The organism is uncultured Umboniibacter sp. (genome assembly GCF_947497555.1).
Taxonomy (GTDB): Bacteria; Pseudomonadota; Gammaproteobacteria; order Pseudomonadales; family DSM-25080; genus Umboniibacter.
Window position 1 is genome coordinate 17518 of sequence record NZ_CANMGY010000015.1, and the last position, 20351, is coordinate 37868.

Annotated in this window: 15 protein-coding genes; 4 read left to right on the top strand and 11 right to left on the bottom strand. The window is 44.5% G+C overall.

What is annotated here, in order from left to right; all coding sequences use genetic code 11:
- Nucleotides 1–55: 55 nt before the first annotated feature.
- The 8 genes from Q0698_RS12770 to Q0698_RS12805 form a co-directional block, all read right to left on the bottom strand.
- Nucleotides 56–4297, bottom strand: coding sequence for a glycosyltransferase family 2 protein (locus Q0698_RS12770; protein WP_298637070.1), 4242 nt, complete (start codon nt 4295–4297; stop codon nt 56–58).
- 511 nt (nt 4298–4808) lie between these two features.
- Nucleotides 4809–5555: a 3-deoxy-manno-octulosonate cytidylyltransferase gene (gene kdsB, locus Q0698_RS12775; protein WP_298637071.1), complete on the bottom strand. Its 747-nt coding sequence runs from the start codon at nt 5553–5555 to the stop codon at nt 4809–4811.
- Between the two features lie 2 nt (nt 5556–5557).
- Complete coding sequence (locus Q0698_RS12780; protein ID WP_298637072.1) at nt 5558–6208, bottom strand: HAD hydrolase-like protein; 651 nt, start codon at nt 6206–6208, stop codon at nt 5558–5560.
- The gene (locus Q0698_RS12785) at nt 6192–7805 is read right to left on the bottom strand and encodes a hypothetical protein (protein ID WP_298637073.1); all 1614 of its coding nucleotides are present in this window, start codon (nt 7803–7805) and stop codon (nt 6192–6194) included. The genes Q0698_RS12780 and Q0698_RS12785 overlap by 17 nt, the downstream gene beginning before the upstream one ends.
- Before the next feature lie 56 nt (nt 7806–7861).
- Nucleotides 7862–9268, bottom strand: a complete 1407-nt coding sequence (locus tag Q0698_RS12790; protein WP_298637075.1) for a mannose-1-phosphate guanylyltransferase/mannose-6-phosphate isomerase — start codon at nt 9266–9268, stop codon at nt 7862–7864.
- Between the two features lie 239 nt (nt 9269–9507).
- Nucleotides 9508–10806 carry a hypothetical protein gene (locus Q0698_RS12795; RefSeq protein ID WP_298637076.1) on the bottom strand — a complete coding sequence of 433 codons (1299 nt, stop codon included), beginning with the start codon at nt 10804–10806 and terminating at the stop codon, nt 9508–9510.
- A gap of 200 nt (nt 10807–11006) precedes the next feature.
- Nucleotides 11007–11912 carry a hypothetical protein gene (locus tag Q0698_RS12800; protein WP_298637078.1) on the bottom strand — a complete coding sequence of 302 codons (906 nt, stop codon included), beginning with the start codon at nt 11910–11912 and terminating at the stop codon, nt 11007–11009.
- A gap of 303 nt (nt 11913–12215) precedes the next feature.
- Nucleotides 12216–13127, bottom strand: coding sequence for a hypothetical protein (locus Q0698_RS12805; RefSeq protein ID WP_298637079.1), 912 nt, complete (start codon nt 13125–13127; stop codon nt 12216–12218).
- Nucleotides 13128–13458: 331 nt separating this feature from the next.
- Here Q0698_RS12805 and Q0698_RS12810 point away from each other — a divergent pair, with 331 nt between their 5' ends.
- Entirely contained in the window at nt 13459–14679 is a 1221-nt protein-coding gene (locus Q0698_RS12810) for a hypothetical protein (protein WP_298637080.1), read from the top strand.
- Between the two features lie 28 nt (nt 14680–14707).
- Here Q0698_RS12810 and Q0698_RS12815 read toward each other — a convergent pair whose 3' ends face one another.
- From Q0698_RS12815 to Q0698_RS12825, 3 genes are all read right to left on the bottom strand, one after another.
- The gene (locus tag Q0698_RS12815; protein ID WP_298637081.1) at nt 14708–15451 is read right to left on the bottom strand and encodes a putative capsular polysaccharide synthesis family protein; all 744 of its coding nucleotides are present in this window, start codon (nt 15449–15451) and stop codon (nt 14708–14710) included.
- Nucleotides 15451–16176, bottom strand: coding sequence for a putative capsular polysaccharide synthesis family protein (locus Q0698_RS12820; protein ID WP_298637082.1), 726 nt, complete (start codon nt 16174–16176; stop codon nt 15451–15453). Before Q0698_RS12820 ends, Q0698_RS12815 begins: the two co-directional genes overlap by 1 nt.
- Nucleotides 16177–16239: 63 nt before the next feature.
- Nucleotides 16240–17136 carry a hypothetical protein gene (locus Q0698_RS12825; protein WP_298637083.1) on the bottom strand — a complete coding sequence of 299 codons (897 nt, stop codon included), beginning with the start codon at nt 17134–17136 and terminating at the stop codon, nt 16240–16242.
- Between the two features lie 433 nt (nt 17137–17569).
- Here Q0698_RS12825 and Q0698_RS12830 point away from each other — a divergent pair, with 433 nt between their 5' ends.
- From Q0698_RS12830 to Q0698_RS12840, 3 genes are read left to right on the top strand one after another with little or no spacing between them, the layout of a single operon-like run.
- Nucleotides 17570–18856, top strand: coding sequence for a glycosyltransferase (locus Q0698_RS12830; RefSeq protein ID WP_298637084.1), 1287 nt, complete (start codon nt 17570–17572; stop codon nt 18854–18856).
- On the top strand, nt 18853–19380 hold the full coding sequence (locus tag Q0698_RS12835) for a hypothetical protein (protein ID WP_298637085.1): 528 nt from the start codon (nt 18853–18855) through the stop codon (nt 19378–19380). Before Q0698_RS12830 ends, Q0698_RS12835 begins: the two co-directional genes overlap by 4 nt.
- Nucleotides 19381–19424: 44 nt before the next feature.
- Nucleotides 19425–20315, top strand: a complete 891-nt coding sequence (locus tag Q0698_RS12840) for a hypothetical protein (protein ID WP_298637086.1) — start codon at nt 19425–19427, stop codon at nt 20313–20315.
- Nucleotides 20316–20351: the final 36 nt, after the last annotated feature.

Genomic DNA, 20351 nt, shown 5'->3' on the forward strand with positions numbered 1-20351 from the left:
ACTCAAAAATACATTTAGACGCCCCGAGTATTGAGGCGAGACGCCATTGCTTGCGTTAAAAATTTGTTAAATAGCCTGCATCAACCAAATCTTGAGATGTGTGATACATCCGACTAACCTCGGAATCGAACAGGCTAAGATTCGGACTACTCTGCAGCACCGACATATAGATCTTATATTCAATCGAGCCATTCCAGTGTTGACCCGCCTTCAATTGCTTTTGGACCTTCGAGCCAAACTCCGAATGAAATTTAAAATGCATCAACGCGCACTTCACGTCTGAAAGGCGCCTGCCAAAATGCTCGTGTAAACCCTCCGTTAAAAATAGCTCTGGAGTAAACCGAAAGAAACAAACTTTCTGGTTAGCATAGGTTCTATTACGCGTAGATTCTGGATGGCCAAACACTCTTGCCCTGACTCCACCATCCAACACTGGCGCTTGCCCGTAAATAGACGAGGCTTTAGCTCGAATATTAAGGGAACCCTGGCTGTCGAAGTGATTTAGCACCTGATAATAGGGTCTATCTGATAAATCAGCTTCAACTAGGGGGCCATCCGAATAAAAGTCGACGAGCGCCGCAAAAACCGCCTGCGCCCCAGATCCTTCACACTCAGCAATGAGTGTATCAATTGTTCTGTCTTCAAAACCTTGATAGGTAAAAAACTCATCAGCATCAATCACTAATGTCCATTTACCAATGCAATAATTCATCAGAGCAGTATCAACCCACTCAACGCTATAACGACTTTCTCTATAATTCAGCGAAGTGGTTAGAATAGAGACGCCTTGCTGCTCGAGCATGAACTCTAAACTACCATCCTTTGAACCATTATCAATATAGATAAATTGCTCGAAGCCGATCGAACGATGGTGCGCTAATAATGCCCCTAGATGAGTTGATTCATCCTTCGCAACTATAACAGCCACCTTTTGCGCGTGCTTTAACTCATTTGTTACCCGCAGTTCTTCAAGGAAACTCGTGACACCGCGCTCAGTATAAAGCTTAAAACCATCAATTTTCTGATTAGAGATAATCTTTGAACCCAACTCCCGCTGAAGAGCGTCCGCTTGAACAAAGTTTTGCTGCCAAATTTCGGCTAAATGTTGCGGCGATTCCGAGTGGAGTATACGAATATTATTTTCCGATGACGGGTAAATATTATATTCCCAAGCGTAGCCTTCAATTGCTCCATCCAAAATTCTTCGGACGACGCAGCGCATTCCTTCATCACTCACAACAATATCTTTCGTCGCCAAGAGGTCACCGATAAGCTTATCTTCATAGAATGATCGTGAAACCAAACTTGCATGCTCAGTCGAGGCGGCGAGTAATTGATTTAAGGCATGACGTGACAGCGAGTAACTCGTGCCGCCATCGGCATATACAGATTCCTCGGGAGATAAATCGAGAGCGTTACGCGCCTCTGCTGAGGTGGATTTATTTTGGTGGTAATCACGATCAACGTCGCCAATTCCTTTCTTCAACCTTCTACCCCAATAATCAAAACTAAAGAATACCGGGTCCGAAAAATGAGCATCTACGTTTAACAGACAGTCGTCGTCAATCTTGTAGAAATGAAGTGCTCCTATGTGACCTTGCACATACTTATACATTGCCAATGACTTCTGAGGTAACGACTCGTAGTTATCTTCAACATCTAGGTAGATGACCTGATCATCATGAAACGATTCCTTCGTACCGCCCATCACAAAACGCACATCAATACCCGAAGCTCGTGCATAAGCTACCCAGGATTCAGCTAAGACCTTTTGACGAGTGGATTGATACGCTTGGCAAGAATAAACCAGCACACAGGTATAGGGAAAAATAATTCTCTGACGTAAATACTGGCAAGTTTGCTTGATCCCTCTCGCCTCAATTGACCTAGCCACTACAGACTTTGCCTTGGCACTAACAAAGGTTAGAGAAGAGGCTTCACAATCTTCCTTTGATTCAAGCGATACAAGGGCTATTTGAATTTCTACTTCAACCGCCTGACGAGGTTCTAGTAATTTTACGTCAAGAGCACTGCTAACAAGTGAATCGAATTGGGCGGAGTTACGATGTACATCAAAGAATATTAACTCACTTAAATATAATCTTACGGCAGATCCATACGTCGCACTAAGCGGAGCGTCAAATCCGCGACCGAGCTGTCTGCGCAATTCAATACATACGCCAGCGATTTCCTCCAAAACAGTTTCATCTGAATCACGACGTGCCTGTAGCGTTCGCCGGTAAAGCTTCTGTAATGAAGGGCTCACAAATGGTTTAGATCGGCCATTAATCTTCGCTACGTTATCGCCATTAGGCTGATTACTTTCGGATAGTAACAAAAGCTTATCGTAGTGCCCGACCGAATTGGACTCTCCAAAGGCTAACGCCATATCTCTCGCGTTGTAGTGCTGTCGTGCGTAAAGGTATATACCGTAGCAAAATCGCTCCAAAGACTGCTTGGCGAGACGAGTTTTTTTCAATTTCGACATAATGGCGATTAATTTGAAGATTGGCTCACGGCCATTCTGTAAACTCTCAACGGTATTGAGGACTTCACGTAAGGTTTGATACTCAGCTCTGCATGCTGAAACATGTTCCGATGAACTGAAGTTCATTTGAACTTCAGAAAGGCCGAACAAAAAATCACTACATAGCCCAAAATGCATTAAAGCTGTATTCAGCAAAGGAGGAAATTTTGCATCAGCGGGACTTTGTTGATTCAGATAATTCAGTGTGCAGCGAATAATCCCCCCTCGGCCCACCCAATCACGTTGAGCTGCTAAATTTATAAGCTGCTCTAAACGCGGCATGACTGACGCATGATTTAGGATATTAAACGCTAGTGTTAGTTCCGAGGCACCTAACCAAACTGCCTCATCTTTCTCAACGTCTTCAAGATAGGTATCGATAATAATCATGCTCAGCGAAATACTGGGCATAAATTGAATTTGTGACAGAAGCAGCGTTAGAAGTTGATATCGAGGAACCGAAGAGGTTTTTTGTTTCTCTAACTCAACCACCCAGAGCTCAAATTGCCGAGGTAAGCGAAATTCTGTCAAGCTCTCAAGTTGGTTAGCATCAATACAGCATTGCACCACATGCGGCCAAATGTCTGTGCGCGATGTTTCGTTTAGCGTGTGATAGAACTCCACTTGCTCGGTGACGCTTTTGCACGAGAACAGTTTACTAGTATCTGAATCACTTCGATCTTTAGGTAGAAGCAGTGAAAGATTAGCGTCGGTATGCCGAAGCTGACGAGACAAGAGAAAACTCTCTATCGGATCCATTTGATGCATGAGCTCTAGCATCACTTTCACCAACTTTCGACTGCCTTTCACATGAGGCGCTAGAATCTGCATCACGTTGAAATAGTCTTTGAACATATAACGCAGATCGCCGACGCTAAAACTCTCTAAGTGCCTTACGGACAACGTTAGTACTGCCTCACGATGAGGCAATACGCCATACAATTTCGTTGTGACTAAATTCGATAATACCGCCAACAGCTGTTTTAAAGACAGCGCTGATATCAAGTCGATGTCAATACAGTGCAATAGCTTAAGCGTAAAATTGGGATCATACTCCCATTGCTCGAGTAGTGTTGTGATCAAATCTTTCTTCGCTACCACCAGCTCACTCTGTAGGACGGGGGTCGACTCACCCCGATACATTAAGAGTGTCACTTCAGTACTTTTAAGTCTGCCGGCTTCGGTCAGGAGATCAATTACAGGTACTTTGGCATGAAAGGTTGCTACTTGACCGGAAATCGCACCCATAACTCCTGTTTTTTCGATAACGACATCTAGTGACTTAATAGGCCCATCCGCAATCCTGCAACATAGCTGCTCGCCGAGGTGCTCTCGACGTAGCCATCCATGAATTGCATTATTTTGATATACCGTAAAGTCCCCAATAGTTTCTGTCGACTCGCTTAGCGATAAACCCTGCTCTAGCGCATGTCCCAAGACATCAGGCAACTTCACACCCAATTCTCTAGCGTATCTAGATGGTTTAAAATTGAAACCTGGACGGTTACCGGCGTGTCTACCAAACTGAATATAGTGAAAAAACGGGTGTTGCAGCGCCATAATTACATCTGGGTACAACTGCACATACTCGAGGGGGGAGAACAGTCTATTTGGCATATAGTTATCAGTGATTGACTTAGCTCCAAAGCTCGCAATGGCGTCTTGCTGACTACTAAAAGTCTGGCCAACCTGCCCTTCATAAAATGACTGATCGAATAAGCCTGAATTAGCTACCACTTCAATAAATTTGCTATGTACATCAATAAACAATGTTTTTCACCCGTTTGAAACTACCCAAGAAGTGCTCTACTACCCGTCACTGTAAGAGCTCGTAATATCGATTGCCTTCAATCATATCAAATACAGCGAATGACGCCTACAAAACAACAGTATAGCGATATTGTACCGTTACCCTAGGAACACACTATCGCATACCATAATTTAAGCTGACTCATCCACTTGCCTAGTTTTCATCGACACTAAACTGGTTTCGGTAAAACATTCAAGTTCCTCTGAACTCAGAAGTGATTCTCGACACTAAAAAATAATAAAATTGGCGGCGTTAGGTTCAACCAAAGCCCTTTGGCTTAGCTGTTATGAGAACGATCGAAAGGGTTTTGATTATTTTTCATTGACCCTGAACCTCGAATACAAAGTTCACTCCGACGCCACAGCAGAAGAGGCAACTCTTCCGGTACACATATTCACGTAATTGAGACGAGAGTCCCTGGTGTATGAAATACGACTATCGACTGTGTTCTGTATGCGAAGGTTGGTTAAATCAACATCGAGACATGGACTTAATCTGATGGACTACTCGCTCCACATCCTCAGGAAAGTCTACCGCTATGCTCGCGCTATCTACTTCCACCATCTGAACGGGAACATCGTTTTCGAGGAAACGGAGAATCTCAATATCCTCAAGATTTTCAACGGGCGTCTTCTCGCCGCTACTGGCGAAGAATTCCAAGTGCGCCGCACTGAAGGCATAAATACACACCTGTTTAAAGGAACCCTCAAAGGCTAATTCCTTGGTAGTAGGAATCGCCGCACGGCTCATATACATCAGGCGGCCACTTTTTGAAGCGACCACCTTGGGTACGGAGTTAGACCGAAACTCTTCCTCGGAGTGGATTGCCGCCATCGCGTTAACAATTTGCTCAGGGCAATCCTGATAGCGTTCAATGACGCGAGTAATATCAGCAGGATTAATCAATGGCTCATCACCCTGCACATTAATCAAAAAGTCGCGCTTTAGCGCAACATTTGCTTCTGCAAGGCGATCGGTACCGGTGAGACACGTGGACGACGTCATCACCACCTGCCCGCCAAAGGCTTCAACAGCGGATTGAATTTCTTCGCTATCCGTTGCCACATATACCAATTCAGCGCCTACCGCTTCAGTACAACGCTCCCACACGTGTTGAATCATTGGCTTACCCAAAATATCAACCAAGGGCTTACCTGGGAATCGGCTGGACTGATAACGTGCGGGTATCACTACCGCAAAACTCAACTGTGAACTCATTATTACCTCGGCCACTCATCCAAACAGGGGAAATTCTGCTCCGCCGCCAACGCTTTCATTCTCTTTGGAACATTCGAATAGGGTACATAAGCGATGAAATCAATCCCATTCGCCTGCGCCGCTTCATAATCCGCTACGGCATCGCCAACCATCACAGCACGACTATGGGGAATTTCCGCTAGCAATGTCGCGACATTGTCATTTTTTGCTGTGGGTGAGCCGAGAATATTTTCATAATGCTGACTCATGCCTCGGTTCGCAAACAGCGCTCGAAGCTCCTGCTGTTCAGAGCCACTGGCCACGGCCTTTTTATCCGTCAATTTATTAAGCATGACTTCAAATCCAGGCGTAATGGGCGCATCCGCGTAGCTTTCACGGCACTGTGCAGCGAATTCATCAATAATGGATTGATAGACTTCTTCGGCGCTAGAGGGCTGAACGGGCAGGATATTCTCTACAAAGTAACGCACATGATGAAAGCGCGACTTACCAAAGTTCTCACTAAAATATTGCTTGCAGTCTGCCGCCTCGGACACAGAAAAGCCGTGCTTAAGCACGGCCCTTTCCATCGCAGCGATTTTGAGCTGATTGGCATCTAGGATCACACCGTCGCAATCAAAGATTACCAAGTCATATTCAAATAACGGGTGCATAAATTGAACCCTTCGCGACTGGGTAAGAGGATGGCGTTAAGGACTTCAGCTCAACCCCAGCGTCGGAGCGTCGCATGGTTGAGATCAATTTCAGCATCTCTAACTGACGAGCATCGGTAGACTTATAGCCGTCTGAACCCACCAAGGTAATTAAGCTTGCTTTGCCTTCTACCGCTGCGGCAACCGCATAGGCAAAAGTGAGGTCAAAGGGGACTACGCAGAAGTTGCCTTTGACGGAGAATTCGTCAGACGTCACTTGAATACCATAATCAACGAATGGCACCTTCAAATCGCCCAGCTCAGCGCTCCCAAAACGGTGAGCAGGTAGGATTAGCGGCTTAACTAGCTGCTGATACGTAGTGCTTTCAGAGAGGTACTTTGTATTGTGAGAAACACAGAAGTAGTCAACAAAGTCTTCAGCCAATTCAGAAACAACGTTAACCGCAATCACCACTGGCTGACGTTCGCGAATATAGGTTTCAACATCACGCAAATACTTTGCCAAGCTAGGACCGTTATTGACAATGAGCACTTCACGCCCTGCGAACAAGCCCTTAAGTTTATCACTACCAGAGACTGGCTTGGCCTGGCTATTAATATTCAGCGCAGCCTCAAGCACTTCGCCGCTGTAGCTAGAAGTCCCCTCAAGTGAGCTGAGATAACCAATAGCGCCAACCACCTCTTCTGTGCCGTAATGAGAGCTAGAAAGTAGGTTCTGAATGTAGGTAGGGTGAATGTCATTCTGAGCGCCGAGGAAGTAAAGCAAGCTACTCCCCCAACCACATTCGCGCTGCATCGATTCGAAGTAGCGCACCACCAATTCATACACTGCATCCGGTTGGTAATGGGTATTACCCTGCTTCGCCAACAGCGCCAACAAATTCTCGGTTTGCGCATTGCCCGCACCACGGCCCATACCGGTAACCGTTACGTCCAGCCACTCTACACCTTCGGCCAATGCGGTAAAGCTATTATCAATCGCCTTCGCCATGTTGTTGTGAGTGTGGATACCCATAGTACCCTGCCATTCTTGCTTGACTGCACGCGTAATACGCTGAACTTCTTCCGCATCCATATTACCCAAAGAGTCCGCAAAGTAGAGCGCCTCTAAGCCAGGCCAGCCCGAAGCAATACGAGCTTTCTCTGCAATGACTTCGGTAGGTTTACCACCCGCCTGCATTAGGTTAAAGCCAACGATGTAACCCTTGCCGCTTAAGGCAGCTACAATGGCACCCGAATGCTCAACTTCATGGAAGTGCGCGGCGATACGAACTAAACCAACCTTGGAGTCTGCAGCGTCTACAAACAGTTGATCCACTGCCTCTTCAATGCTGAGCGCCGATGACAAAATAGTTTTAGCATCAACCATCACGCCATAGGTTGGTCCTTCTGGCAACTCGATAGAGTTTAAGAACGCTTCTGTTGTGTAAGCAAATGGACCATCAAAGCCTTTCTTAGGGAAATTTCGTAACCCCAGCTCTACGTAGTCAATTTTAGCTGACGCCATTGCGCTCAAATATGACTCAACCACCTCTGGCTCAAAATCCCACTGGTTGTAATAGCCGCCATCACGCAAGGTACAATCTAATATTTTCATTTCTACTCACACAGTTGTTAATACAGGTTTTCTAAAAAAATACAGCTCACACTATGTTAAGCGCGGCCGTAACGATCATCAAAACGAACAATATCGTCTTCACCAAGGTAAGAACCTGACTGAACTTCAATCAGCTCAAGGTCAACTTTCCCCGGGTTCTCCAGCGCGTGAATGACGCCTACTGGGATATAGGTGCTTTGATTCTCGGTTAATAGCAGTTCATTATCGCCGTTGGTCACCTTAGCGGTACCGGATACCACAATCCAATGCTCGGCTCTGTGGTGGTGCATCTGCACCGACAACTTAGCACCCGGCTTAACGGTAATACGCTTAACCTGATAACGCTCACCGCTATCGATAGAATCGTAATGCCCCCAAGGACGATAAACTTCACGATGGTGAATGTGCTCGGTACGATCCTGAGCCTTAAGCTCGGCAACCACCGCCTTAACATCCTGAACACGATCCTTGGCCGCAACCATGACCGCATCCTTGGTTTCAACTACAATCAAACCCTCAACACCAATGGTAGAAACCAAACGGCTGGTACCGTGTACTAGGGAGTTTTTGGTATCGTGAAGGATAACGTCACCGTGCTTAGAGTTGCCGTCACCACACTTCTCGTCCAGCTCCCACAGTGCACTCCACGAGCCTACGTCGCTCCATTCGGCATCCATAGGAACAACAACGGCTTTAGTCGTTTTTTCCATAATGGCATAATCAATAGAGTCATCCGGGCACGCTAAGAAATCCTCCTCACCCACACGGACGAAATCTAAGTCGTCAGCCTTGTTATCGTAGGACGCTAAACAGGCTTTATAGATTTCCGGTGCATACTGCTTGAGCTCTTCAAGGTAAACGGATGCTTTCACCAAGAACATGCCGCTATTCCATAGATAGCCGCCCTCGGCAAGGTACTGTTTAGCAACCTCAAGGTTTGGCTTTTCAACGAAGCGATTTACCGCAAAGCCATCATCATTCGCGGCGCCACACTGAATATAACCATAACCCGTCTCCGGTGCGTTCGGCACAATACCAAACGTCACGACTTGCCCAGCGTCTGCAAGAGGTTGTGCTTTATTCACCGCATCGGCGAACGCTGCTTCATTTTTAATAACATGATCGGCAGCTAAAACTAGCATCAGACTATCATCGCCCTTAGCCAACACATCTAGGGCTGCTAAGGCAATGGCTGGAGCGGTATTACGTGCAGCAGGCTCAAGGATAATACGGGCGCCTTCAACCTTATTCGCACGGAGTTGCTCAGCAACTAAAAAGCGGTGATCTGCATTACAAAGCAAGATAGGCGCCGCTGCACCCAGAGGCTCCGAGCGAGAGACCGTACTTTGTAGCATACTGTCTGAACCCGCTAAACTTAGAAACTGCTTAGGGAACCATGAGCGTGACAACGGCCATAAACGAGTGCCGGATCCGCCTGCCATAATTACTGGGGTAACTTTCATAGGAGCTCTCTACAGGAAGTTGTTATAATCGGGCATTATCTTGGTTTATGTGAACTAATTCAACAGTGGGTGAATAATGGGGGGCATTAGGAGAGCGAATGGAAGCTTTACCCGCAAACATAATAGCTCGCGCAGAAATTGTCACGAATCATACCGTCAGGAAAATCTTGTTATTCGCATCCTTGATCTCGTTCTCAGCAAAGTGTTAGATCTTGTATTTTACACTACGATCTTTTCAGTCAAAAAAAGCCATAACTCTTCGTAAGCGTATCTACATCAACTCCACCGGCAATATCCGTCAGAATTTTTTTCTCATTAGCCGCTGCAGCGTATACCGCATCAATGACCTTTCGTTCTATTTCTTTTGGTATGATAATTACACCTTCAGAGTCTGCAAAGACCAAACACTCAGGCTCAACCTCTATACCATCCAAACTAATCGTTTTATTATAAGACTCAGTGGTTGCCCGCTTCCTAACATCCTGACAGGAATAACCCTTAGCGAAGACTGGTAGACCTGTAGAAACCACTTCAGCATTGTCACGCGTCATCCCATTAACAATTACGCCTCCTGCCCCGGAACGTATGGCTAAGTTGGCATTCAACTCTCCGAAGTACGCGTACTCAGGTACCTCATTTTCTACAATGATAATGTCATCCGGCACGATGGTTTCATAGCTATGAAGCGCCTCATAAATACCCTTAAAATCTTCACCTTCCTTAAGCTTTCTGAGTTTCAAGGTCTTCGCTCTACCGAGCAATTTTGAGCCAGCTAAATTTGGCGATAATCCTTTTACTACCTGGTTTGGAAACCCTAGGTCATCCAACATATCGGAAAGCATACAGCTTGATAAGTGGTTCTTAATATTACCCAGTAACTTCCTATCCCTCTCCCTTAACCCCGCGGCAATTAACTCAGCAAGTTCAAAGTCCTCAGGCCAGTTAACATCAATGGCCTCTAGAGGAGTAGCCTCCAAGAGAAATGGTTGCTCACCTATGCGACGCTGAAGTTTGACGGCCGCATCCTTTTTTACAATATATAAGCCCATCGTTTCAACGATGGTATCCCCAAGATCCACACTATTGGGTATATTTTCGATATCGTAGTTTGGCGCCCCGCCATCCCACGTATACTGCCGCTCCTTTCGGATTAATAGAGCCGAATCGAAGGAACTATCCCGCTTAAGCTGATCAACCCCTCGCCGAATGGTTTCTAGATCAATAAAGGGGCTAGTACAAAGAACTTGCACGTATATATCAGCTTCAGCATACCTAACTTCATTCATGAAAAGCTTGTTGCCATCGGTCTTATTTGAAGCAAGAGAGCTATCGCGCTTCATGATTTTACAATTGACTTCTGAAGCGGCATCTAAGACATCTTGAGACTCGGTGTCTAGATAGACCTCGTCAAAAATATCGGAACCAACAAGCTTTTCAAGCGTATGTAGAAAAAGTGGCTTCCCATCCATCAATTTCATATTCTTACTGGTAATTCTTGAGCTAGAACCTTTTGCAGGTAAAAAAGCGACTACTTTCATGGGGCCCATCCCTATTGAATTTTGAAGTTTATGTTAACTAAAATCTTAATTTGATGCTTAGCTATTGGTCTACGGCTAGCTGAACACGCCTACCTAAGGAGTGCGTCCAAACTATTGAATTACCGGGTATGCTATTCGCTACACTCGCATGTTAGCCCTATTTTTCCGCAATAACTGGCGGATCGGACAAGTACAACTAGTCATCGAATATTTGCAATGAGTCTATCAAGATACTCCGAGTAGGTATCCTCGCTAATATCGTAAGAATTAAGCTGACTGGAATTCATGAAGGTATCCTTGGTAAAGCTAGCCTCTGGTTTAAGAGTCTCCGTCTCAGTTTGAGGAATAAGTATTTCGCGCTCACCTAAAAAACCTCGCTTAGTTACGATGCTAGTAAGGTATTGATTACCAAATGTGAGGCTAGGTAGTGAAGATAAATTCGGCAGCACGGCTGCAGTCCCAGTTGTTGAAATGGCACATTGCGCTAGTCTCATAGATCGCAACTTCCGCGGCATAGACTCACCCCATAGATTTTCATAGCTGCATCCAGTCAGTAAGGATAAGTTTCTGAGAAATTCTTCCTCAAAATCAAAGTGCTTAGATTGAATCCCTAGCAGCTCTCTCCACCGAGTCGAAGTCATTCCACTATTTATGAAATGAACGCTTTTACCAAACCGTTCTTTTATTTTTTCGCAAAAAAGCACAAGAAGCGGAAGCTGAGATAGGAAACGTCGTTTTTCGCAATCAATAGTAATGACGCATTTGATTTTATCGGAATCAATATGACTAGCAACGCAACGACTTGACGAAGTAGAAAATAGCCCACTGTAGTTATAATTAATTTTCGCAGGATCACCGTTAAAAATATATTCTGCTGGTTTAGAGACATATTCAATATCATCTAACATTGAACTATCTCTTATTATTATCGGTTGTTGGTCCGAAAAAATAGACGGTATAAGCCTCTTAGGATGCAAATAAAAAGAGCTTTTAAGCATATAAATTTGTCCAGTCCATTGCGTTATTTCTTCTTCGAGTGCACAAAATATTGCCATCTGGTTAAAGAAATCGCCGGGACGATGAACATCAATGAGTATATTCTTCATCAGAATTCTATAATCTCTATATTTTCATAAATGCAATACCAGAGTAATTTGCCAAAGCCCTAGAATTAACTAAACGCCTACTAGCCCAATTTCTCCATCCAGTGACACCTTTGTCATGCCAAATTCCTTAACCTAATATTGGACAAATAAGAGACAGCTACGTTTTGAAGCAGAGCTATACTTAAGTTAGCAACGTTAACATAATATTAACGTAGTCTTTAAAGGCAGCGGTAGCTGATCTTCGAACATATTAAAATGTACACCGCACGATGAAAAGCCTTAAGAGCCCACTACTTCATTCTTCTAGCGGATAGCCGCTATCAACCTTTCAAGAAAATCTTCATAGACACCATCGCTAACATCATAGGAATTAAGCTGGTCAGTTTTTCCAAAGGAATTATTGCTAAAGTTCGCTTCAGGTTTGAGAGTGACTGTCATTTCTTCAGGTATAAGGATCTCGTTCGCACCTCTAATACCTCTCCTGGTTACGTTATTAGTAATGTATTGATTGCCGAAAGTAAGGCAAGGCAAGGCGTAAAGATTAGGCAGCACCGCAGCTGTTCCTGCACATGAGATCGCACAGTGGGCTGCGCTTATAGACTTAAGTTTACTCCCCATAGATTCGCCCCATAGATTTTCATAACTAGCGCCACTTAACTTGGAAAGATTCCTTAAGAATGAGTCTTCGAAATCATATTGTTCTGATTGAACTCCAACTAGCTCACCTCGAAAAGTTGAAGTCATGCCGCTATTAATGAAGTGCACTCGCTTCCCAAAATTTTCTTGGATCTTTTTAGAGAAACGAGACAAAAGGGGAAGCTGAGAAAGAAAACGTCGTTTTTCGCACTCAATGGTAATAACACACTTGATAGTATCGGAGTTTACATGACTTTTGCGGTCTCCAGAGCGAGTTGAAAAGGCTGCGAACAACTTAGCGTAGTTATATTTTATCTTCGCCGGCTTCCCATTAAAAGCATACTTCTCCGTCTTTCCTATATACTCGACACCGTTCAACTCCGATCGTTCTTTAATAATTTGCGTGCGATCGTCTGAGAAAACAGCGGGAAGAAAACGCTTGGGGTGAAGGTAAAGGGAATGCTTGAAGATGAATAACTTACCAGGCCATGCCTTCAGCTCATCCTCGAGAGCACAGAATATCGCCATCTGATCAAAGAAATCACCAGGGCGGCATACATCAACAAGAATATTCTTCATAGGCTATGAGGCCCCTCTAAAAACATAATTACAGACAGGGCCAACTTAGATAAACTATATGAGTTTCTAGCGCCTCAGCTATTTAATAGCAATTTCCGTTTAACGGGAATTCCAAATAAACTTGACCTACCATTGACCGCTGCCTAAAAAGATCGAAGCTAATTCAGTAGCATGTCAGCACATCATCGAAAGTAAGAATGGCAGGATAATAGGGCATCAAACTTTGAAAGCTCTGAAGGCTAGTCGTACAATACACCGAAATACCCGCGGGCATCAATGCTCTTAGGCAATCGAATCGGAAAGCTTAACTCCAAGCAACTTGAGAAATATAATGACCATAAAAATACTAAGATGCGACGAAATAGCGAATTTAGACTTTGAGGCAACTATCAACCTCATAGAGAGTATTTGCCTCTCGGGTAAACTAGAGGTTATGCACCCGATCTCGAACAAAGCCACATGCTGCGTAGCTTCTGCACAACGAGGCATTAGCAATATCCTCAAGTTTTGCGACGCTAACGGCCTTAATGTTTGGTATCTAATTCAAATCTCATCCTTCATTGATGCGTGGGTCTGCAATGACGAATTTCACTGCTACGAATTAAGTCCTACGGTCAAGGGGACAACTAAGAAGATACCTCGATGGATTGAATCTGGCATCATCACTTTTGAAAGCCACCCTCCTAGTGAACGCCAAATCACTGGCATTCTTGTTTCTGGAAACCGCCCTTATCATTATCTGCATGACCGATATATTTATGCTGCCGAACTCTCACTTAAGCACAATCTTGCCGCATATTGCTTTCGTAATAGGAAATGCTTCATTAAAGAATTGCCAACCCCTAGCGGCCAACTTGCTATGCAAAGTCGCCCATCTAAAGGCTGTTTCATCGCCCCGTGCATCCGTAAAGATCAGTTAACCGCCAAACACTTGAATCAGGTGGCAAGTTTCCTGACTTGCACTTATGCAGCCCTTCCTTCAGAAAGGTTCGAAGGGATTACACTATGGCTGGGCATTAGCTCGCAGACCAACCGTCGAATGTGGCTTGAACAAGTTGAAGGATATATCTCTTATATTAATTTCGTCTCGGAGCGAACCAAAAAGGCGATTCGAATTTTTATTGACGGCTGGACAAGTTACGCGGAGAACCCTCCGAAGGAAGCGGAAATAGAGTCCGACGAAGCACTTGCCCACCAACTGATTACAGCCTTTGAAAGGCAATCCTCCGTGACGGTGATATCACTCATTGGGCTGAACTACCCGGAAAAAATTGCACGAGCTTTAGTTACTGACTTAGCAATAACCAACGACTGCAGTGGCTCCTTAATTACTCATACCCTGTGTCGGCTGCCTTGCATTATGCATGGCAATAAGGTTATTCGTTCATACCCAGAACAACTTCTTTACCCTCTGGCTAAGCTTGTGGATTATAAGTTAATACAGACGATTCCAGGACCAAAACCCTCTAACACAGACTACTCTATGCCATGGCAACTGCTTATCCCCGGAACCGAGGAGATTCTTTCAAGCCACTTCCTTACAAGCGACTGAAAGCCACTTCGAAACAACTTATTACCCGCTAGACTCGAACAAAACTAGAATATTTAGTACGCAACTTTTCCCTTTCATAGTCATGGAAAAAATGTCGCATGAATTTGTTATCAATAGCACTATTAATCCATTTTTCCGATAATTCCCCAGAAGAATTAAAGCGGTTATACAACTCGGAATACCATTTTTTCGCGCCCACATTTGAGTGTAATAGCGGCACCGATATTCCGAGGTAGTTTTCAAGTTGCTGTGACTTTTCATCGTCGGCTAAATCCGTTCGCATCAACAGTAATTCGAATCGCCCTCGACTATAGCGCTGCCATTTAGCATCACGATCAAAAGGGGTCGCCATTACGTCTATACCTGTTACTTCAAGCAACTCTTTTCTAAACCATGGTGAGAATGGGTTAAAGTGCATAGCTAACAATTGTTCGGAAACTTCCTCCACCGAAACAGCTTCATCCTTAGGAAGGTTTTGAAACACACAACTCACGTTTCGAGACGGGCAGTCACGAATCAGGCTAATTAATTTAACATTGCTGTACTTAGAAAAGAAATCACGACGAATAAGAAGGGATTGGGCTATGTGAGGCGGCGGGAATACATTATCTCTAGCGTGTGTTTTCATCACATTCAAAAGTCGAGAATGCTCCATTACATGGACGTCATAACACTGTAATCCTGCCGCCTTAATTGATTCTGATATCGTGGAAGAAGCTACTTTGCCAACGGTATACACTACTACCAGCTCACGCTTAATTGTAATATCCATTATAAATAGAACCGCCGTGCTTTTGTCTGTATACGTTGGACTTCATCATGACTAAAATAATGCTTGATGTAATGGGAATTAACGCAGGCTTCTATCCAATCACGTCCAATCCGGCCATTGGCTAAATAATCTGCATAAATCGTTTGATACCATTTTTCAGACGCGTCATTCTTCCGCTCCAGCTTGACTTCGACACCAACGAAGTCTGAAATTATCTTTTCTTTAAGCCGATCATCAAGATCCACCCTGAGTACCAAAATCTCAAACCGTCCTAAACTGTACTTGGCGTATTTTTGAACCGTGTCAAAGGGCTGCTTCAGTAAGTCTATCCCTGTTGACTGCAAAAAGTCTTTCCGCATCCAAGCGCCAGGCTTATCTGGGTTAGTCACCTCTAAACGCTGAGTAATGCCCGCTAGACTAATCTCGGCACCCTGGGGAAGGTTTTGAAATATTGCGCTCAAATTTCGAGCGAAGGGATCTCTAACACAGGTGATAATTTTCACTTTTTGCTTAGGGTTAGCGAAATCTCGAAATATTGTCAGCGACTGACCAAAGTGCTTCGGTGGAAGACTGTTGGTATCCGAAAAATTATGCAAATCGTTTAGTAAGCCTGATTCTATTAGGGTATGAACATCGTAACAGGGACGCCCAGCCTGCTCGATAGCCTCCGAAATTGTAGTGGAAGCAACCTTACCCATTGTGTATACCACTAACATGTCTTGCATAAGATTACTCTGAATTTATAGTCAAATAGGACTCTGAGGGAGCTAATCCAGAACCCATAATGCTTAAACATAAACGCCTTTCGCAATATTAAAGGCATGCTTATTATCTTCATTCATTGTTGGTCTAATCCAACCTCTTTTATCCACAGCATTCATCCAGCCGGCATCATCCCATCGAGCGCCTGTAACACCAAATATAAGCTGAGTTAAGCCTCCTATATGCAGCGCTACCTTTCCTAACTCTTTAATGAAAGCAGCTATAGATAAGCCATATCCACCCGCGCCGATGATAGCCACATCAAAATCCAGCTCCAACACTTGCAGCTTAAGTTGATACAGCGATCGCTCAAAATCTTCCGGAGATATTGCATCCACCGAAGTAGTCACTGGAGGCATGAGCCCTATTAGTTCAAAAGTTGGCAAGAGTTCATCAATAAAAGGGATACTAGATTTCTTCTCGTATTGGCTCTTGATATCATCAATAAAAGGGTTAATCACTAGCACCTTCTTTCCCGCTAGCGATAAGGTCCAAGGCGAAATTTGGTTAACTACCGCCAAAATTGGGTTATTACTGGCTAATAGTGTGTAATTATTATTATTTGTATACTCTAGCAGTTTTAGCTGTGATGGGAAGTTAACACTTTTCACGCCCATTAAATCTACCATCGATGCCGAGCGCATATATTCAAGTGCCCACCTTGTAATACCGTCAAAGCTGGTGTCGGTCACGCCTGTATTAGTAGTTAACCGAGCTTTTTGCTTACTAGTAAGGTCCACCTCTCGATTAAACAACACCTTATTCACAAAGAAGCCTTCAACATTACCAAGCCGCGAGCTAAGAAATCCTCTCCCACTCTCTATCGCTTCCCCCATTATTAACTGAGAATTGGCAAGATCTACGACTCGTGGTCCAAATTTCGGATCACTGAGCAGCTGCTTAAATAAATTCTCTTTTGTCATGCGTCTAGTTCCTGCGCTGTACTAATCGTATTAATGAGTATTTCATGACTATCTATAGCCTGGGAGGGATTGGCCTCCTGAGAAAAATAGGAGTTTTGGTAGTTCATTTGATGAACTCAATGCCGTAAGCCAATGGTTCAATCCACTACTAGTTTATGGATACTAATCCTCCCGCCAACATAAGACTCGCCTGCAAGAACGACCATAATGATATCTCTGAGACTTCTCGAATATAGGTATATGCAAAATTCTCACAAGTCTCACGAATTATATCAAGGGATATCTACAATAGTTGATGAAATCATGAGACAAATAGGTCTACGCCTTCTAAAATGGCCCTTTAACCCTCGAAGTTCTGGGTCAAATAGCTCTAGAATTACACACTCACATCATGCAGAGGTTACGTTTGAAGATATTAAAGGTTAGTAGCACAATGTCTGGCGGTGCATATATCGCCGCCAAACGACAATGCGAGGCGCTAAATGAAGCCGACGTGGAGTGCGCGTTCCTGACTATTGAGCACGACTGGTCTTTAGAGACGTCAAGCTATGAAACAACCACGGATAGCGATAATCCAAAACTGAAGCCTATGATGAGAAAGTACAAATTCGCTGACGAGTTCGCGCAGGCCTATATAGAGCCTAATCGATCTGCTCTGAGCAACTCGCCCTTTTCAATATGGCGTAGGAACAGTGAAACCAACGATGCGCTTCTAGCTCTTCTCAACAATGAAGGATTCACTCACGTTCATTTTCACTACGCTCCGCAACTTTTAAATACTAAGTTATTGGCACAGCTTAAAAGCGATGGCATCGCTACGTTTATTACCTGCCATGACATGTATTACTTCACTGGAGGTTGCCACTATAGCGCTACCTGTGAGCGTTTTCAGCAAAACTGTAACCACTGTCCGCAGGTAAGTACCGATCACCACTCATTAATCAGCCATGGGTTCTGGGAAAAACACTCAGCCTTTAGCCAAACTCATGCCAACTTCGTATTTCCAAGCCAATGGATGCACGATTCATTTCGTAGATCGGCCATTGGCATGCAAATACCCGTAAAGCAATGCCACACCATCCGTAACTGCATAGACCAAACCACGTTTTCCCCGGCTCGGTCAGTTAATATTCAGGCTCTCCGAGAGCGCTTTAATATCCCAGCGGACGATATAGTTGTCATGGCCGGTGCTGTTGATAACACCGAGAGGCGCAAAGGATTTGAACAACTTAAGACCGTGCTTTTAGCGACATCAAAAAAACTTAGAGAACTAAAAAGCTCACGAAAGATAACGCTTATTACCTTTGGTGGAAGTGACCAATCCAAGCGAATCAATACACAAAGCATCAGACAGCTAGCATTAGGCAGCTTGTCCTCTATCAAGGTGAGAGACGTTATGCAGTGTGCGGATGTTTTACTCTTTACCTCAAGCCAAGACAATTACCCCAATGTTGTGTTGGAGGCAATTCACTGCGGCACTTTAGTTCTAGCAACTGAAAGCGGAGGCACCAAAGAACTTCTTAGCGATGCGCCTCACCGCACCATCAATACGGGGTCGATAGAAAGGGACTGCCTTGAATTAGCAGAATTACTAGTGGCAGATGACCTACCGAAATGGATTCGACAGGCAAAAGTACCCAGCAAGTCGTTCCTAAAGAATAACTCACCAAGGTCGGTAGCAAGCACCCTCAGCCAAGTCTATCAGGAGGCCCTAGCATGATCAGTAGCCTCTATGAGTATATTGCCGATAGTGATAATTTCACACTTCGTGACAGCCTTACTTTGATTGATCAAATTAAGCACCACCCTTCTGCTGAGGTGGTACTAATAAGTGGAGTCTGCCCGTCTGAGTCCGGTCAATTAGGGGATTACTATTGGGCAACTCAAAGCTTTCACCTCTTTACTAGTAAAGCTTGGGCACCCGAGTTTGTATTAGAAATAGAGATAGCCGTAGAAATAATTGACGAAGCAAGTCTGAGCTATTTTTTAGAGGCTACGCGCTTCTTCAACAATACCTGGGAAATCAAACCAAGTTTTGCAGCTAATACACTAACATTTGAGGCCATTAGCCCTGGGGTCTTGCGACTGGAGGAAGCCCCGATCAAAGCTGCTGACAGTGATCCTCGCCAGATCACAATTCCGATTAAAGACATTCGGGTGATTCGTAATGATCCTAGCGGGAAGAATAGCGTGGAATTTAACTTCCACAATGGCATACTTGAAGACTCTAGCGACTCTATTTAGCCGCCGCACCACCGATTCAACAATGGACTAACTGAGAACAGGTAATGACAGAATTTACCCGCGAAGTCGCTCGACTTGCTAGAGCACTCAACTCATCCGACACAGCTGATTTGTATGCATTGCAAAACGAATGGCTAAGTAAAAATGTTTGGATGCTGGAGCACCCTATTAAGGCAGATATAGCTACGTATGCGCGGGCGAACGCGAACGTTCGAAATGTAAATTTTACGCTTTTCTCGGATAGCAACTTCGCCAATCGCTGGTGTTTAGTTCAAGTTTACGATCTAGCTGATGGAATCTGGATAGAGGGGCAAGCACTACATTTTGGCGCCTGCCCTTATAGCGAGCAAATTTTAGCCAACATCAACAATCGAATTAGAGAAATCGATAACTTTGATGGGCTCTTTGAACAGCAAGCCGAATTTGCCGGAGTGCTGGTGACTCACACTAGGCCATCACATTACTTCTTCGACCAGTGTATGGCATTGGCTAAGCTATCTCTTCAGCCGCCCAAAGTCTTGGCTACGAATAGCGACTGCTTTTTCCCTCTCGATGAATTCGCGAATGAATTAGGTGTCTCAACTCAAACACAAGATATGTCTAGTGTCTATTTGATCCCCGGGGCCATCGGTGGGACTCCACAGCCCTCGGACCCTATGTTCGCGATTATTAGAAATACTATCCGCCAACGTCCATTATCCGAAAGCGATGCGTTTATTTTGTGGATTGGTATAACTACTGAGAAACGACAGTGGCTTAATCAGGTAGAGGGCTATCGCTACGTTATCAATCGGCTTGCAAAGGATCATTCGCGATGTATTATCTTAGTAGACGGCTTTACCGCACGTCACAATGAGCAACTAAAAGTTAAAGATGAGGCTACCATCCTCCAACTGATAAGGCCTGAGTTTTCTAGACACCTTCTAGGCGCTTAAAATAATCGGTTTCGAAAGCCTTCGGCGACATCCGAT